Origin of the sequence: Solibacillus daqui (genome assembly GCF_028747805.1) — a bacterium.
Lineage (GTDB): Bacteria > Bacillota > Bacilli > Bacillales_A > Planococcaceae > Solibacillus > Solibacillus daqui.
On record NZ_CP114887.1, the window covers coordinates 1,402,046 to 1,417,290 of the forward strand.

A 15,245-nucleotide genomic window follows, 5' to 3' on the forward strand; every position below is an offset into this window, starting at 1 on the left:
AGCCATTGCTAAATCAAAGTTTTGGCAGTTGTAATTCATTCAACGCTTGAATAAAATTCGCTTTTGAAATCGGCCCTAGTGAATCGATATTGCCGTTGAAAAATTGATTTACCATATAAATTTTCAGCTTCTCAATTTCAACAACTTCAGCTTGTATCAGTAACTGCATATAAGCAGTGAAAAACTGTGTCGACTTATTTCCTGAATGGTGTATGCGCATTATTTTTGCCCTGCAAACTCTTTAATACGTGTTTCAAACGCATTTCGCACGGATTGGAACACGAGCCACTTTTCTTCGTCTGTCCCTATAGCTTTAGCAGGGTCATCAAAGCCCCAGTGTTCGCGCATTATATGTGGTGGTGTCATCGGACATTTATCCGCTGCATCACCGCAAAGAGTTACGATGAGCGTTGAATAATTTAAAATGGTTTCATCAATGATATCCGAAGTTTGATTAGTTATATCGACTCCGACCTCTGCCATTGCTTTGACGGCATTTGGATTTAAGCCGTGCGCTTCAATTCCCGCGCTTTTTACTTCCCAATCAGGTAAGTATTTTTTTGCAAAACCTTCTGCCATTTGTGATCGACACGAATTGCCTGTACATAAAAAGTAAATCGTTTTCTTCATAATAAGCTCCTAATATAGTAGTAGTGATACATATAGTCCGAGTAATGTAATGAATAAAATGGGAATCGTTAAGGTGATTCCTGTTTTAAAGTAAGTACCCCAAGAAATTTTGGCGCCTTTTTCACTTAACACATAGAGCCAAACGAGTGTTGCAAGAGAGCCGATGGGTGTAATTTTTGGCCCCAAATCAGAGCCAATAACATTTGCGTAAATAAGTGCATCTTTTATCGCACCGTTCGTAGTTGTTTCGGCAATTGCTAAAGCATTGATCATCACAGTTGGCATATTATTCATAATGCTCGATAAAAAGGCAGCTAAAAAGCCCATTCCGATTGTGGCCAATAATAATCCTTGATTGGCTGTCCATTCAATTAGTTTGGCTAAATAGTTTGTTAAGCCAGCGTTGCCGAGGCCGTACACAACGACATACATACCGATCGAGAAAAAGACAATATTCCAAGGTGCACCTTTTATCACCTTTTTTGTGTCAACTGCTGGACGATTTCGAGCAAGTAATAGTGTAATCACGGTAATAATTCCTGCAATTAAGGATACCGGTACACCTAAGGATTCGCTTGAAAAGTAACCAATAACAAGTAACAAAAGGATAGGCCAAGACCATTTGAACAGAAACGGGTCTTTAATCGCGTGCTTTGGTTCTTTTAATAGTGCTTGTGAAAACTGCTTTGGTATGGATTTACGGAAATAAATCAGGAGTACTGAAATCGTGGCGATAATCGAGAATAGGTTTGGTATCACCATGCGAAGTGCATAATCAACAAAGCCGATTTCAAAAAAGTCCGCAGAAACAATATTCACTAAATTACTAACGACAAAAGGCAAACTTGTCGTATCGGCAATAAAGCCACTGGCGATAACGAAAGGGAAAATAATTTGCTCTTTAAATTGTAAATGGCGCACCATTGCAAGAACAATCGGCGTTAAAATAAGTGCAGCCCCATCATTGGCAAAAAGCGCGGCAACGATTGCTCCAAGTAAACTTATGTAAATGAAGAGCTTGAAGCCGCTTCCTTTAGCGACTCTTGCCATATGTAGTGCAGCCCACTCAAACAAGCCGATTTCATCTAAAATGAGTGAAATAATAATGATTGCAATAAATGACAATGTTGCATTCCACGTAATATCAATAACAGTAGCAACATCTGACAAATTAACGACCCCACATAAAAGGGCAATGGTAGCCCCCGCCATCGCAGACCAGCCGATATTCAGGTTTTTGGGTTGCCAAATAATAAAAATAAGAGTCACGATAAAAATTAAAGCAGCTAAGATGAACATGATGTACCCTCACATCGGCATGTTGTAGCTTGTAATTCATTTATCACGGCTTTTACGACGTCAGCTAAATCGTCAGCATAGCGGTAATACTTCCATGTGCCATCTTTTCTTTCCAAAATAATGCCTGCATCTTTCAATTTTTTCAGTTGTTGACTCACTGCGGGTTGAGAGATTTGAAGCACCTCCACAAAATCACATACACATACTTCACCATTTTTCATACAAGCAAGCAAAGTCAGGCGGTTTTTATCTGCTAATGCTTTTAATTGTTTTTCAAGTAAGTCTAAATCCATCATTTCCTCCAAAATAAATAAGTATTTGCTTATATAAAATAGCACAGTGTATTTTATAAGTAAATGCTTATATTGGTTATTAGAATCATTCGAGCGGATATTAGAAGATAGGTCTGGGATATTAGAAGAAACTTGGGTTATATTAGAACATTTCGAGCACTTATTAGAACAATTGACAAGGATATTAGAAACTCCATTTATTTGAAGCAACTCAGAATGTTATGCCACATCATTTTTGTCGAATTAAGACATAAGTATAGGCTAAGATTAGTGAAATCACATGGTTATCCGCATTAAAATTGATTTATAATAAAAATATAACAATTTCAGGAGGGGAAGTTATTATGAGGAAAATTACGCCATTTTTAATGTTCCAAGATGGAAAAGCAGAAGAGGCAATGAATTTTTATACATCCATTATTGAAGATTCAGCAATTACTCATATTATTCGTTACGGAGCAAATGAAGCTGGCGGAGACGAAGGAACGGTGATGCAGGCTACTTTTACGTTAAAAGGGCAAGAATTTATGTGTATTGACAGTAATATTAAACATCAGTTTACCTTTACTCCTTCGTTCTCGATTTATATTACATGTGATTCCGAGGAGGAGCTGGACAATCTGTACGAGCAGCTAAGCGAAGGCGGCCAAGCACTCATGCCATTAAACAATTACGGCTTTAGTAAAAAATTCGGCTGGATAAATGACCGTTTTGGTGTTTCGTGGCAAATTAATCTTCCTTAAATCAAATTCATAAACCGCATTTTTTATCATGAAATATGCGGTTTATGCAAAATGACAGTTTATCCGAAAAGACTGAAGCGTTATTTACACAAGAATACTGTCAGTGCCTCGGAATTGTATGTTACTAAAAAATCTGGATATAATGCTTATTTATTTGAAATTCAAGCTCTCTAATACTAGTATTTGATTCTGCATCGAGAATGTTTATTTCAATTGTAACCTTGTCCCATTCTTCAAAATAAGTACGCTTTACACACTTTTGAAACCCCCTAACCCCAGAAAGCTTCTTAAAATAAAGAGGCTTTTCATGAGATAAATTATAAATGCTATCATCAATTTTCCATTGCCCGAATTGAATATATTTTTATATTTAAATAGTTATCATTCATCAGTAATAATTGATTGCCTACATGATCTTTTTCTTCCCCAAACAAATTTTTGCCACTGTTCTTGAGTCCATGTATCCATGTTAGTTGTATCAAATGGTTTTGGTTAATTGTACCAAACTATTCTAAAATTATTATGGAAGATTTTACATAACAAGAAATGGATTATGTTACGCTATGAATTAAATAATTTGATTTTTTTTGCAACCTTTTGGAGCGTTTATTCGAGGATAAGGTGAAAGGTGGGAAGTAATGGAACTGGAACGACTTTACTCGACCTATGTAAATGATATTTATCGCTACTTATTTTCACTTTGTCGACACCCCGAGACAGCTGAAGATTTGTTACAAGATACGTTTTATAAAGCGCATGTGACATTGCTTGCTCAACCCATTTATGAACTAAAACCCTGGCTTTTCAAAGTTGCCTATTATTCATACATAGATCACTGCCGCAAAGAGAAGCGAAGTGAGCCATACGAGCAAGTCGAATGCGTTGACTATACAACACCGGAAATGATTTTTGTACAGCAAGATAGTTTTACAACGCTGTTAAATTTACTTGATCAACTAAATCCACTTGAAAAACAGGCCATTTTATTATGTGATGTTCAGGATTGTACAAATGAACAGGCTGCGCAAATATTAGATATGAAGCTAAACACATTGAAAAGTCATTTGTTAAGAGGGCGTAAAAAAATGAGAAGTTTAATTGAAAAAGGAGGTTTGTAGGATGGATGAGTACGAAAAATTAATCGCCGCGAGTAAAGAGCACCAGCTCGAACAGGAAGAGCAGCAGAAGCTTACGAAACAAATGAAACGTACCGTGTCACTGTCAAAAATTAAGCTTGTTTTAGGGATGCTCACGGTGCTACTAATGATTTTACCGGTAAGCTATATGTTTACATTTTTTTATTATGCATTTGTGACGAAATCGACTACATTAATGGACGTTACAAGTCAAACACTTTACGTGACAGAGCCGAATACATCACTAGAGGAATTAGAGTTTGATATGGAATTCACCCCATTTTCGATGCAACTGAAGTTTGACCAATATAAGCGAATTGGGAAAGAGGATTTTAAAGTGAACACCTATGATATGCGCTATACAATTGGTGGTTTGACGAAAAAAGAGGTGAATTCAGCGTTAGAACGTGTTTCAAGAAAATATCCAACGGAAACAAGTCCTTGGCTTACACATCCGGATAATCGTTCAGAAATTAATTCGTCAAAAGAATGGAAGATATTAAGCGGACTTCCAGCTGAAACAGTTGTTGAAGCATATATTTCACTAAATGAGCTCACTACAGTCGATGAAATCCGCCGCAGTTTTCAAAATGTCGATGTCGTTTGGGCGGCAGTAGATACTGGTGTGGAGCACTCGAATTTAAGTGCGGATGGTAATGTTGTATCGCCAATCGGTTATCCAGTGCAAGTTGACAATACGTATTGGTCTCCATTTAGAAACGCAGAAAGTAACGAGCAAGCATTTAAGGACATCTTAGATTTTATCGTTCAATATGAAGAGCTGGCAACTGAAGTATCGAGCGCTAAAAACTTAGAACTAAACGAACGAATTGCTTATATAAATGAACATGGTATAAAAACATATGCGGTCGTTGTGACTGGGCCTAAAAAAGAAATTGAAAAGCTACGTGAAACAAATTTAATTCGCACAATGAAAATAGGTGAGGTGAAATTATGGAACTGGGCAAATTAAAGCAAGCAAAATTATCGGCAATCGCAGCGTGGATATCGATTGTCAGTGGTTTATTTATCTTACTATTGTTTAATATAGATATGTTGACGAATTATTCGATGGTGCTGTTAGATTATTTCATTATTTTTATTGGCATTGGATTTATTTTCTCATGGCCCGCTATTTTTTCGAAAAACACTCGTTTATTAGGTTTTTGGGGGCTTGGGATATCGTTATTTTTATTGTTATTTATCTTTGTTTCATTTGTATTAGGATGGATGATCTTTCCGTTTCCGTAATAATAGGGGGTAATATTGAAATTTACTGATCGAAGTAAATGTATATTAAATAAGACTGAACATTTCGTACAACAAATATCGTTTATCCGATTCCTATTTTAAGTGTTGTACACAATTATGGGTTCACAAAAGTTTACGAACGACTTTAATAATTCTTTTGACATCCTCATTTCGAAGTGAAGGGTAGATTGGTAATGAAACCGTATTGTGAATCCAATAAGAAGCATTTGGATAGTTATCACTTAATCCAATTAATTCTGACTGTTGTATTGGAATGGCTGCTGCAATATTATATTTTGCTAGTGCGGTGATAATTTCAGCTTGTATCGGTGTTTGTAAAATAGCTCGGAATCGAACGGGTTGTATACCACTTTCATAATTGAGTAAGGGGATATTTGCGTCTTTATATTGAAGATAAATTTCTTCCCTTCTTTTCAAAAAACTCGTAAATCGGCGTAATTGTGCACTCCCAATGGCGGCCTGTAAATCCGTCATTTGAAAATTAAACAAGTGTTTTTGAATGTCCATTTGATTGAATGTTCGATAGTTTTTTAGTTCTTTAATAAAGGCAGAATCTCTAGAGACAATCATACCGCCCTGACCACCAGAAGTGATTAATTTTGTCGCATAAAATGAAAATATACCGACATCTCCTTGCAATCCAACGGGAACATCATCTACATAGGCACCTAATGACTGGGCGCAATCTTCAATAATAAAGGTTTTGGAAAGACCTTTGGATATTTTTTGTGGTATTCCAAAAAGATGTGGAATGATTGCAATGTCCATAGAAGAATTAACGGTCTCCATATTAATATTGGGAGAATCCATTTTACTGTCCACTAAAATTGGGTTACCCCCAGCTAATGTTACGGCATTTCTTACCGACGAACAACAGTAATATGGAATGGCGATATTTTTATCTTTTGCTTTGTAAATAGCGAGTGTCATATAAAGAGCAGCAGTGCCGCTTGAAACGGCAACTGCTGAACCTGATGGTAAACCTAAATACTGACATATTTCGTTTTCGAAATTTTCTACTGCGTTACCTTGGGCAATCCAGCCTGAACGAATTACTTCTACTGCAACTTTTTCCTCTTGCTTCCCTAAAGTTGGTCGATTATGTGGAACAAAATTTTTTTTTATATTTTTTTTAGTCATGGAAAAGTCTCCTCTCCATTATTTTATGAGAAGGTCGTTAAAGAATATGAGAACGTAATATATAATACTTTTCTGCATATGGAATGCCGATTTCAAACCCTCTCATTTCTGCCCATTTCAAGACACTTTCAGGTGAAAGAAGGTTTCTAGGAGGGCGTCTTTGGGAGGCGTGTTTTAAAAAGGCATCGATTTTCTTTTGATATGTTTGAGAGATATCTAAATATAATTCGCCCGTATTCCAAAATTTTTGGTATTGCCATGAAATAAGCGGATATTCATACATGGCAATTAATTTTATATTTTGATTTGTACGTGGTCTAAGTGCAGCAAAACAGGTTTCAAATAAAACGTTATGGTCTTGGTGATAGCTAGGGAGGGGAATAAATACCATAGTAGGTTCATAACTACTGATAATTTTATCTAATTTAGCAACCAGTTCATTTTTAGGGATGGTGTCAAGTAAGGAATCTTTATCGTTATAGATCACTTCGAAATCGTTACAACCCAGAACTTCCAAAGCATCTTGCAGTTCTTTAATACGGGTTGAAGCCAATACAAGTTGATTGTTATGGGTGTGAATAATATCCCCAACAGCAACAACAATAACTTTGACTTGATTATTATGTCGACAAGCTTTTTCAATAAGTCCTCCACAGCCAAGCACTTCATCATCAGCATGTGGAGCAATGATTAATATTCTTTCAGCTCCTAATGTAATCATCGATTCACCTCCTGTTAATGTCTTTATTCAATCGAATTTAAAGTCGATTATGACGAATGATGTTGATTGTTTCAGGTCCACAATTAAAGAGCATATCTATTATAGAAAGATTAGGCTGGAAATTCCCAAAACGTTGAGGGTAAATAGGATGTTTGAAATTTTGATAGACAAGTTGGATTTGCTGAGCATGGAATTCGCTAGGATCGTTATATACTTGTGCACCCGTACCTGATAAATAAACGTCACCATTTAAATGAGATGTGATGTTTACATTTCGTGAATTTCTTTGACCAAAATCTATTTCGAAATCAGATTCGAGCAGTAGTTCAGTTGTAATCATTAATAGCGATTTAATGTGCTCGATGAGTGCAATATTTAACATTGCGATTTTATCCCATTTATTGCTGTATATTTGCTCAAACCCATGCCGATAATCGCTCCAGTATGGGCATTTTTTATAGTTCGCTTCGATTATTTTCCAATGAATTTCTTGCCATTTACTATTGTTCGCAATGTGAATTTCGTTTATAGGTTTTTGCTTCGTCTTTAATGGCACAGTTAGCATGAATTCACCTTGTGGAGTTTTGATTTTATTTCGGTTAAGAAATCCACTTTTTGAATGGTGTGCTTTATCTAATAATACAAATTTATCTACTTGATCTATTTTGTCGAAGTAGCCAATCCAAGGAATATAGTTTGGTTGATGAATAGCAATTTTCAAAGTATCACTCCCTCGGAATAGGATATTCAACATATCTAATTACATATAGGTATAAAATCTATATTCAAGAGAACTTACTTGTAAACGTTATTTCCTGTCCGTATTAATGAATCCCAGCGTACATGATTTCCACGTAAAGCCGCGATTACCGCTTTCCATGTGACATAGCCTAGCAAATAACGATAGCCGATTCTTTGTAAAAAAATCCATAGCAGCGGCTTCATTTTTTCATTTTCAATCTTAAATGCTAAAAACGAATTTAAGGTGTCCGTAAAATAAAATAGTAAAGCAAACAAATAAATGCTAGTTGACCCTGTTGAAATTGCAAGGATAAAAAGGATATCTATAATTGGAGCGGTTAAAAAAAGTAAATAGGAAAATAACAAGCTTGGTACGGCAAAATATTTTAGTGTTTTGTTACGAGAGGTAAGGATGGATTTTTTATGTTTCCATGAGGCTTGTAAGATACCATAAGACCACCGATAGCGCTGCTTTACGAACTCCTTAATAGTTTCAGGGCTTTCCTCGTAAGAAATGGCACGATCATCATAAATAATTTTGTGTCCAGCATTCAAAATTCTAAGTGTAAGTTCCGTATCTTCTGCAAGAGTATCATGATGAAAATATCCTAGTTTCTCGACGACGCTTTTACGCCACGCACTATTTGAACCGGAGACAACTGTTATACAACTTAGTTCCTCAAAGGCCCTTTTGTCTAAATTTTGTGTCGTAACAAACTCGATATGTTGCCAAATTAGCAGTTGATTATGCAAATTCCCGATTTTGCAATTCCCTGTAACGGCGGCGACATTCGAATCTGAAAAATTTTTTACTAATTCATCAATAGTAGCTGGCTTAAATATTGTATCTGCATCAACGGTAATAATAATATCTCCTAGCGCTTTTTTAAAACCAAGGTTCAGTGCGGAAGCCTTTCCACCATTCTCTTTTTGAAGTAATTTGACTTTTGGAGTGTGCGAAAAATATTTGCTGACGACATAAGCTGTTCGATCCGTCGAACCATCATCAATGATAAGGATCTCTGTTAATGGGTATTCACTTTTTAATAGAGCTTTAATCGTTCGTCTAATGATAACTTCTTCGTTATAAACAGGTACAATCACACTAACTCGCGGTCTAAACAGTTTTAGATAAGGCTTATTTATGGAATAATACTCTTGAATAATTTTCTTTCTTTTGTGTTGTCTAAAACAAAAAAAGATGATGATTAGCATTCTTAGGAAGCCTAGTATGATAGTGATCAATAAATAGGCTGAAAAAACTTTTATTAAAACAGTAACAAAATTTGTAGTAATTATATTGATTAATGGTAAATGAATAATTTTGTAATGATTTAATCCATAGAGCGACAGTGCAATTAGAAAGGTAAATACAACCATAGATAAAAAAATTTTTATTCTAACCCAACGCTGACCGGAAGTATCTTCAAAAATCATGTAATTTTCACCAACCTTTTGAGGTATTAATATGTCCGGTTTATCAATTGGTTTGTACATTTGTTTACTTTTCAAGGGAAATTTTGTGGAGAATCAAATAAAAACAAAGCTGCTTGAAATCGGCATGATTACAACGATTTCAAGCAGCTTTTTATGATTAAGAATAAACGAGCCAGATGTAATTTAACGTATTTTGAACAAATGGGTACTTTCATTTAGTGCTGTGTTCATAGCAGGATAATTTCTACGAATATTAGAAGCTAAAAAAAATTGAAATTCCGTAATTATTGTCCAGCTTCTTCAAAAGAATTTTAAATAAAATACAACAGGTTACATTTCAAAAATTTTAAGAAAAGAAGGTTGGTATTATGAAAAAATTTAAAAATGGTGGTCTGACTATTTTATTTTTACTCGTAGCGCAATTCATTTTACTTACTTTTCATAGTCAGTTTCATTTTCAAGATGTCTGGGAAAATACGGTCTATTATTGGCAGCGTTATCTGTTCGGAGTTTTGGTGTTATTTGTGTTTTATCTATGTGGTCTTGTTGTATTTAATCGTCAAAAGTATGCTTGGTTTTCGTTTTTTAGCATGGTCATGTTATTCGCATTCGCAGATTATTTGAAGATAAGCTATCGAAGCGAACCACTATTACCAAGTGATTTTACTCAAATTTTTGAGATAACTTCTATTATTAAAATGCTGAACGAAATTCATGTGATGGTTTTATTCGTTATTCTTGGATTACTAGTAGGAGCTTTTCTACTCGTTACAAAAATCAAATCAAATGTGATTTTTACGACGAAACAGAGAATAGGAAGTGCATTCATTTTAATGTTAATTATTATGAGTATGTATTATAGTAATCACCCATTTAGTCCATTTCGAGTAATGGCATCAGCTTTCGGTATTACGGATGTTTATTGGGATTTGACGGAAGATTACAGTTCAAATGGTCCAATTGTAGGTTTTATAAAAAATCTAGATATTCAAGTGATGGGGGAGCAGCCTGAAAACTATTCCTATGAAGCTGTGAGAAAAATTGTTAACGAATATAAAGAAAAGGCTAAAGCAGGGAATGACGGAAAGGATAGTTTAAAAAATCACATTGTTATTTTTATTTTAAGTGAAAGTTTTGTTGACCCTTTGAGAATTCCTTCACTGCAACTTTCTGATGATCCGATTCCGTACATTAGGTCGTTAAAGAATGAAACAACTTCAGGGGTAATGTTGGGTTCCGGTTACGGTGGTGGGACAGCCAATGTTGAATATGAAGTTTTAACAGGGTTTAGCACAACTTATTTCGATTCATCACTAACGATTCCTTACACATTGCTTGTACCTAACTTAAAAGAAGCGCCGAATCTAACCAATGTATTTTCTCAAAAAACGGCCGTGCACACTTATAATGCAGGCCTATATAGGAGGAAAGAGGTTTTTGAAAAGTTTGGATTTGATCGCTTTTATTATGATGGAGGCGATCTAGATCTATCCTATAAGGAAATGGTCGATAATAGTGAGTATATAAGCGACAAATCAGCTTATCAAGAAGTGTTAGATATTGTAAAAGATCAAGAAGATAATAATTTATTTATGTTGTTAACAACGATGCAAAATCATCTTCCTTATAAAGAGGGGCAGTATTCTAATCAATTTCAAGTATTGAATGAGTTAGATGAACAAAAGAAATCTGCAATCGAAACATATGTTCAAGGTATTCATTATACAGATGGGGAGACTGAGAATTTTATAGAGGAAATTAATCAAATCGATAAGCCTATAACAGTGTTCTTTTTCGGGGATCATTTGCCATCAGAAATATTTGAAAGTTTTGATGAGAGTAAACACGAGAATTTAGCCTTTTATCAAACGGATTATTTTGTTTATAGCAATTTTGAAACGCCTGCCTTAGATTATTCCATTGTTAGCCCGAATGTCATGAGTTCGATTGTTTTGGAGCAGTTGAATGTAACGTTAACACCCTATTATGTCATGCTGGATGAAGTCAAAAAAACAGTACCAGTTATTCGTTGGGGAGAGTATTTAGTACAATCAGACGGGGAATTTGTTACGGAAGATGAATTGTCAGAAGATGCACAGAAGCTGGTAAATATGTATCGAATGATTCAATATGACATTAATGAAGGCGAACAATATTCAATTGAGCTGGGGATGTTTGAATTTGAGCAATAAGCCGAGGGATAAATCAAATAGAAGGGAATATTTTAGGTAATGAAGAATAATAAGAAAATTAGAAAATGAGTTGTATGGGTAGGGGGAATTTGGTTGAAATTTACGGATCGAAGTAAACGTATCTTAACAAAAGCTGAGGATATTGCGCGAGTAACAACAGGGCTTGTGTATCCAGTGCATATTTTACTTGCGATGTCAGAAGAGCAAACAGGAGTTTGTTCGGAATTAAATAGGAGTTATCCGCAGTTGAAGGATGTATTACATGAGAAAATCAATGAGCTATATCGAGTAGATTCTGTTGAAGGAACAAATATTGAACCGTTTATGATGAAAGTATCAGAGGCAACAAGGCAAGTGCTTGAAATCGCCGAGCAGCGTATGCATCGTTATGGTCAGCTTGTCATCAACGAAGGGCATTTGGCAGATGGAATTTTTAGAAGTGATGATCCAAAAACGCTAGAAATTTTAAAAGGGCTCGATGTCCCGGGGATGCACGATATTGTTTGTAAAGCACGTGATATGATTGTGCATTTACGAAACTATATATTTCCGAGTAAACTTAATAAGCAAACGACATTTCGCCGAGCACATCCAACAGATCAAATAGCGATTGTTGACTTTGTCGAGACGCAGTTTGGTGTTGGATGGGTAGAATCAATTGAAAACGGTTTTGCACAGGAGCAAATTCCAATTTTTCTTGCACTAGAAGATGAGTATATTATCGGCTTCGCTTGCTATGATGTTTCGCGTAATAGGAAAGGAATATTTGGGCCAATGGGAACGTTAAAGACAAACCGTTCTCGCATGGTAGGCTTCACACTGCTACACTTGGCGTTAAATGAAATGAACGAAATTGGCTATGAATATGCGGTACTTGGTGAGGCAGGTCCACTTGAATTTTATGAAAAGGCTTGTAACGCGGTGGTTATTCCAAGGAAGTGAATTTTATAAAAGTGAACCGAGAACAAAATTGATTTTTTACTTTTGTTCTCGGTTTTAATTATTTCACTTCAATATTAATATGCTCAAACGCTTCAACATCAAATAACCCAGTATCCGTTAATTTAAGTGTAGGGATAACCGGTAATGCTAGGAAGGATAGCGTTAAAAATAGATGGAAAGATAAGGTCGGGTGCAGTATATGCAGTGCTTCATGAACTGCGTGTAGCTCCTTTGTTGCTATAGCTGCATCAACATTGGTCATAATGCCACCAATAGGTAGTGCCATTTGTGCTAATACTTTTCCATCTTTAACGACGATAAGTCCACCTTGCATTTCTTGGAGTGCATTGAGTGCTGTCGCCATATCTTCATCATTAGTTCCTACAACAATTGCGTTGTGCGAATCATGAGAAATCGTAGTCGCAACAGCACCGGCCTGTAAACCAAGTCCATGAACGATGGCAACGCTCTTTGTGCCGCGCTGTAAATGACGTTCGAAAACGGCGATTTTCAAGTAATCCTTGTCGATACTTGGGACGAATTCACCGTCAACTATATCGACATGTGCGGTTAATTTTTTTGTGATAATTTGATGCGGAATAATTTCGATTATATTTACTAATGATTGCGTTAAAGGCAGTTTGAAATCTTCTACTGTAATGTTAGGTAATTGTACAGACTGTAAAATACTTGCTGGTACTTCAGTTAGAGTAGCAACAGACGATAGCATAACTCCGTTTTCAGCCACTTTTTCACCGCGCTTCCATACCGCGGCAATTTGCATTGTTTCAAGATCATCAAGTAAAACAAAATCTGCTTGGAAGCCAGCTGTTAGAGCTCCAACATTGTGCAGGCGATAGCATTCCGCGGCGTTGAGAGAGGCAATTTGAATCGCTTGTAAAGGATCCATGCCTTCTTTTATAGCTATTACGATTGAGGCGTTAATTGTCCCTTCCTCAATAATTTCATCTAAATGCTTATCATCCGTGCAAAAGGCAAAGCGACGTGCATTTTGTGCAGTAACAGCTGGTAAAATCGCACGGACGTTTTTTGCAGCTGAGCCTTCGCGCATAAGGACAAACATACCTTGTGTAACACGTTCGATAGCTTCTTCCGCACTTACGCATTCATGGTCGGTATGAATGTTTGCGGCGCGGTAGCCAGTAATTTGCTTAGCGTTAAGTCCAGCGGCATGGCCATCGATAATCATATCATTGTCTAAACCGAGCTGAATTTTTTCTAGCATATCATCATCACCATTTAAAACAGCTGCAAAATCCATTACTTCTGCTAAGCCGAGTACTTGTTCATCTTTAGTAAATTGCGCTAAATCCGCTGCTTTTAGTATTGCACCTGCATGCTCAAAACTTGTCGCAGGGACACTTGAAGGTAACATATAATAAATGTCCATCAATGCATGACGTGCCTCGTCGATCATATATGAAAGCCCTTTAGTACCCGCAACATTCGCAATTTCATGTGGATCGGTAATAGCTGTTGTCACACCATGTGGCAGTAAAATTCGGCTGAAATGCTCTGGTGTTAACATTGACGATTCAATATGAATATGCGCATCAATGAGTCCAGGGATACAGTAACGTCCGTTTGCATCTTCTTCATGCTTTGCTTTATAGTTTCCTTCCGAATCCACTGCAATAATACGTCCATTAGCAATGACTAAGTCAGCTTTTTTCCATTGTAATAAAAACACATCTGCAACCATCGCATTACGTAAAATAAAATCCGCTTCGATTTGGTGCTGTGAAATCGCGATTAATTTTTTCATTGAATATTTCCTCCAGTAGTTTTTGAAATTATAACGTATCTGCCAGTGAAGAGCGAATAATGTGATAAATCTATTGGAAAAATTTCAGAAGTTTACTATGAATTATTTAATTTTTTGAATAGTAAATCTAATCGAGTTGGGTTTCAAGTATAATATAGGAAAAACAGATGATGGGGATACTAAAATGCCGAATATAAAACAACAAATTTTACTAGAACAGGCGCAGCAAAGTTTTTCGGAGATGATCGAAATAATCGAAAGTGTGCCTGCACGAAAAAGGACAATGACTGTGGAATCGGATTTTCTAGAAAAGAATTTCCGTGATGTACTCATGCATTTATATGAATGGCATGTGATGCTTGAACGGTGGTATGGTGAAGGAATGGATGGTGATACCCCATTTATGCCGGCCCCTGGTTACAAGTGGAGAAATTTGCTGCAGCTGAATACGAAAATTATTGAAAACTATCAGGACATCACATTAAACGCTGCGCAAAAGAAGATAACATTAAGTCATCACCGAGTATTGAAATTAATCGAAGCACATACCGACGAAGAAATTTTTACGAAAAACTATTATAAATGGACGAAGACAAGTAATTTGTATAGCTATTTTGCAGCGAATACAGTCGATCATTACGAATGGGCAAAAAAGCGCTGTACGTTGATTAAGCAGAGAATAATGGTTCCTGTAAAATAACCCCGTCGTTAGAATGTATTTTCATATCGCTGTTGATTTGAAGAGACTTCTTGACGAGAAAATATTACCAAAGTAATTTCAGGTGCATTTTTATAATCTATATAAATTGATAAGGAGTCATTGCGCAACAAGCTTTTTTAGTTAGATGTGACGGAATGTATATCTATTCCATTTGACGAAAGTATTACATATCCGTTATTTTAAAGGTAAAGA

16 protein-coding genes are annotated in these 15,245 nt (G+C 36.0%); 7 read left to right on the forward strand and 9 right to left on the reverse strand.

Annotated features, from left to right (window positions below; genetic code table 11):
- Positions 1-13: 13 nt before the first annotated feature.
- From O7776_RS06615 to O7776_RS06630, 4 genes are read right to left on the reverse strand one after another with little or no spacing between them, the layout of a single operon-like run.
- On the reverse strand, positions 14-220 hold the full coding sequence (locus tag O7776_RS06615; RefSeq protein ID WP_274309804.1) for a hypothetical protein: 207 nt from the start codon (positions 218-220) through the stop codon (positions 14-16).
- A complete protein-coding gene (arsC, locus tag O7776_RS06620) occupies positions 220-633 on the reverse strand; it encodes an arsenate reductase (thioredoxin) (protein WP_274310457.1) in 414 nt (137 codons plus the stop codon). The genes O7776_RS06615 and arsC overlap by 1 nt, the downstream gene beginning before the upstream one ends.
- Before the next feature lie 6 nt (positions 634-639).
- Positions 640-1,929, reverse strand: coding sequence for an arsenic transporter (locus O7776_RS06625; RefSeq protein ID WP_274309805.1), 1,290 nt, complete (start codon positions 1,927-1,929; stop codon positions 640-642).
- Positions 1,917-2,222: an ArsR/SmtB family transcription factor gene (locus tag O7776_RS06630; protein WP_274309806.1), complete on the reverse strand. Its 306-nt coding sequence runs from the start codon at positions 2,220-2,222 to the stop codon at positions 1,917-1,919. The genes O7776_RS06625 and O7776_RS06630 overlap by 13 nt, the downstream gene beginning before the upstream one ends.
- A gap of 344 nt (positions 2,223-2,566) precedes the next feature.
- On the opposite strand from O7776_RS06630, the gene O7776_RS06635 reads away from it, so the two are divergent.
- The 4 genes from O7776_RS06635 (at position 2,567) to O7776_RS06650 (ending at position 5,352) form a co-directional block, all read left to right on the forward strand.
- Positions 2,567-2,965: a VOC family protein gene (locus tag O7776_RS06635; protein WP_274309807.1), complete on the forward strand. Its 399-nt coding sequence runs from the start codon at positions 2,567-2,569 to the stop codon at positions 2,963-2,965.
- 638 nt (positions 2,966-3,603) lie between these two features.
- Complete coding sequence (locus tag O7776_RS06640; protein ID WP_274309808.1) at positions 3,604-4,083, forward strand: sigma-70 family RNA polymerase sigma factor; 480 nt, start codon at positions 3,604-3,606, stop codon at positions 4,081-4,083.
- Position 4,084: 1 nt separating this feature from the next.
- Positions 4,085-5,074 carry an anti-sigma factor gene (locus O7776_RS06645; protein WP_274309809.1) on the forward strand — a complete coding sequence of 330 codons (990 nt, stop codon included), beginning with the start codon at positions 4,085-4,087 and terminating at the stop codon, positions 5,072-5,074.
- Positions 5,056-5,352, forward strand: a complete 297-nt coding sequence (locus tag O7776_RS06650) for a hypothetical protein (protein WP_274309810.1) — start codon at positions 5,056-5,058, stop codon at positions 5,350-5,352. Before O7776_RS06645 ends, O7776_RS06650 begins: the two co-directional genes overlap by 19 nt.
- Positions 5,353-5,475: 123 nt before the next feature.
- Here the strand turns inward: O7776_RS06650 and O7776_RS06655 are convergent, their stop codons facing one another.
- The 4 genes from O7776_RS06655 to O7776_RS06670 form a co-directional block, all read right to left on the reverse strand.
- Positions 5,476-6,513, reverse strand: a complete 1,038-nt coding sequence (locus O7776_RS06655; RefSeq protein WP_274309811.1) for a DegT/DnrJ/EryC1/StrS family aminotransferase — start codon at positions 6,511-6,513, stop codon at positions 5,476-5,478.
- A 37-nt stretch (positions 6,514-6,550) separates the two neighbouring features.
- Positions 6,551-7,234, reverse strand: a complete 684-nt coding sequence (locus O7776_RS06660) for a PIG-L deacetylase family protein (protein WP_274309812.1) — start codon at positions 7,232-7,234, stop codon at positions 6,551-6,553.
- 37 nt (positions 7,235-7,271) lie between these two features.
- Complete coding sequence (locus O7776_RS06665; protein WP_274309813.1) at positions 7,272-7,955, reverse strand: WbqC family protein; 684 nt, start codon at positions 7,953-7,955, stop codon at positions 7,272-7,274.
- A gap of 74 nt (positions 7,956-8,029) precedes the next feature.
- Positions 8,030-9,412, reverse strand: a complete 1,383-nt coding sequence (locus tag O7776_RS06670; RefSeq protein ID WP_274309814.1) for a glycosyltransferase family 2 protein — start codon at positions 9,410-9,412, stop codon at positions 8,030-8,032.
- Between the two features lie 368 nt (positions 9,413-9,780).
- Here O7776_RS06670 and O7776_RS06675 point away from each other — a divergent pair, with 368 nt between their 5' ends.
- Both O7776_RS06675 and O7776_RS06680 read left to right on the forward strand, forming a co-directional pair.
- Positions 9,781-11,604: an LTA synthase family protein gene (locus O7776_RS06675; RefSeq protein WP_274309815.1), complete on the forward strand. Its 1,824-nt coding sequence runs from the start codon at positions 9,781-9,783 to the stop codon at positions 11,602-11,604.
- 93 nt (positions 11,605-11,697) lie between these two features.
- On the forward strand, positions 11,698-12,546 hold the full coding sequence (locus O7776_RS06680) for a GNAT family N-acetyltransferase (protein ID WP_274309816.1): 849 nt from the start codon (positions 11,698-11,700) through the stop codon (positions 12,544-12,546).
- A 58-nt stretch (positions 12,547-12,604) separates the two neighbouring features.
- On the opposite strand, the gene ade is transcribed toward O7776_RS06680, so the two are convergent.
- Positions 12,605-14,332 carry an adenine deaminase gene (ade, locus tag O7776_RS06685; RefSeq protein WP_274309817.1) on the reverse strand — a complete coding sequence of 576 codons (1,728 nt, stop codon included), beginning with the start codon at positions 14,330-14,332 and terminating at the stop codon, positions 12,605-12,607.
- Between the two features lie 184 nt (positions 14,333-14,516).
- Between ade and O7776_RS06690 the strand changes: the two genes are divergently transcribed.
- Positions 14,517-15,032 carry a ClbS/DfsB family four-helix bundle protein gene (locus O7776_RS06690; protein WP_274309818.1) on the forward strand — a complete coding sequence of 172 codons (516 nt, stop codon included), beginning with the start codon at positions 14,517-14,519 and terminating at the stop codon, positions 15,030-15,032.
- Positions 15,033-15,245: the final 213 nt, after the last annotated feature.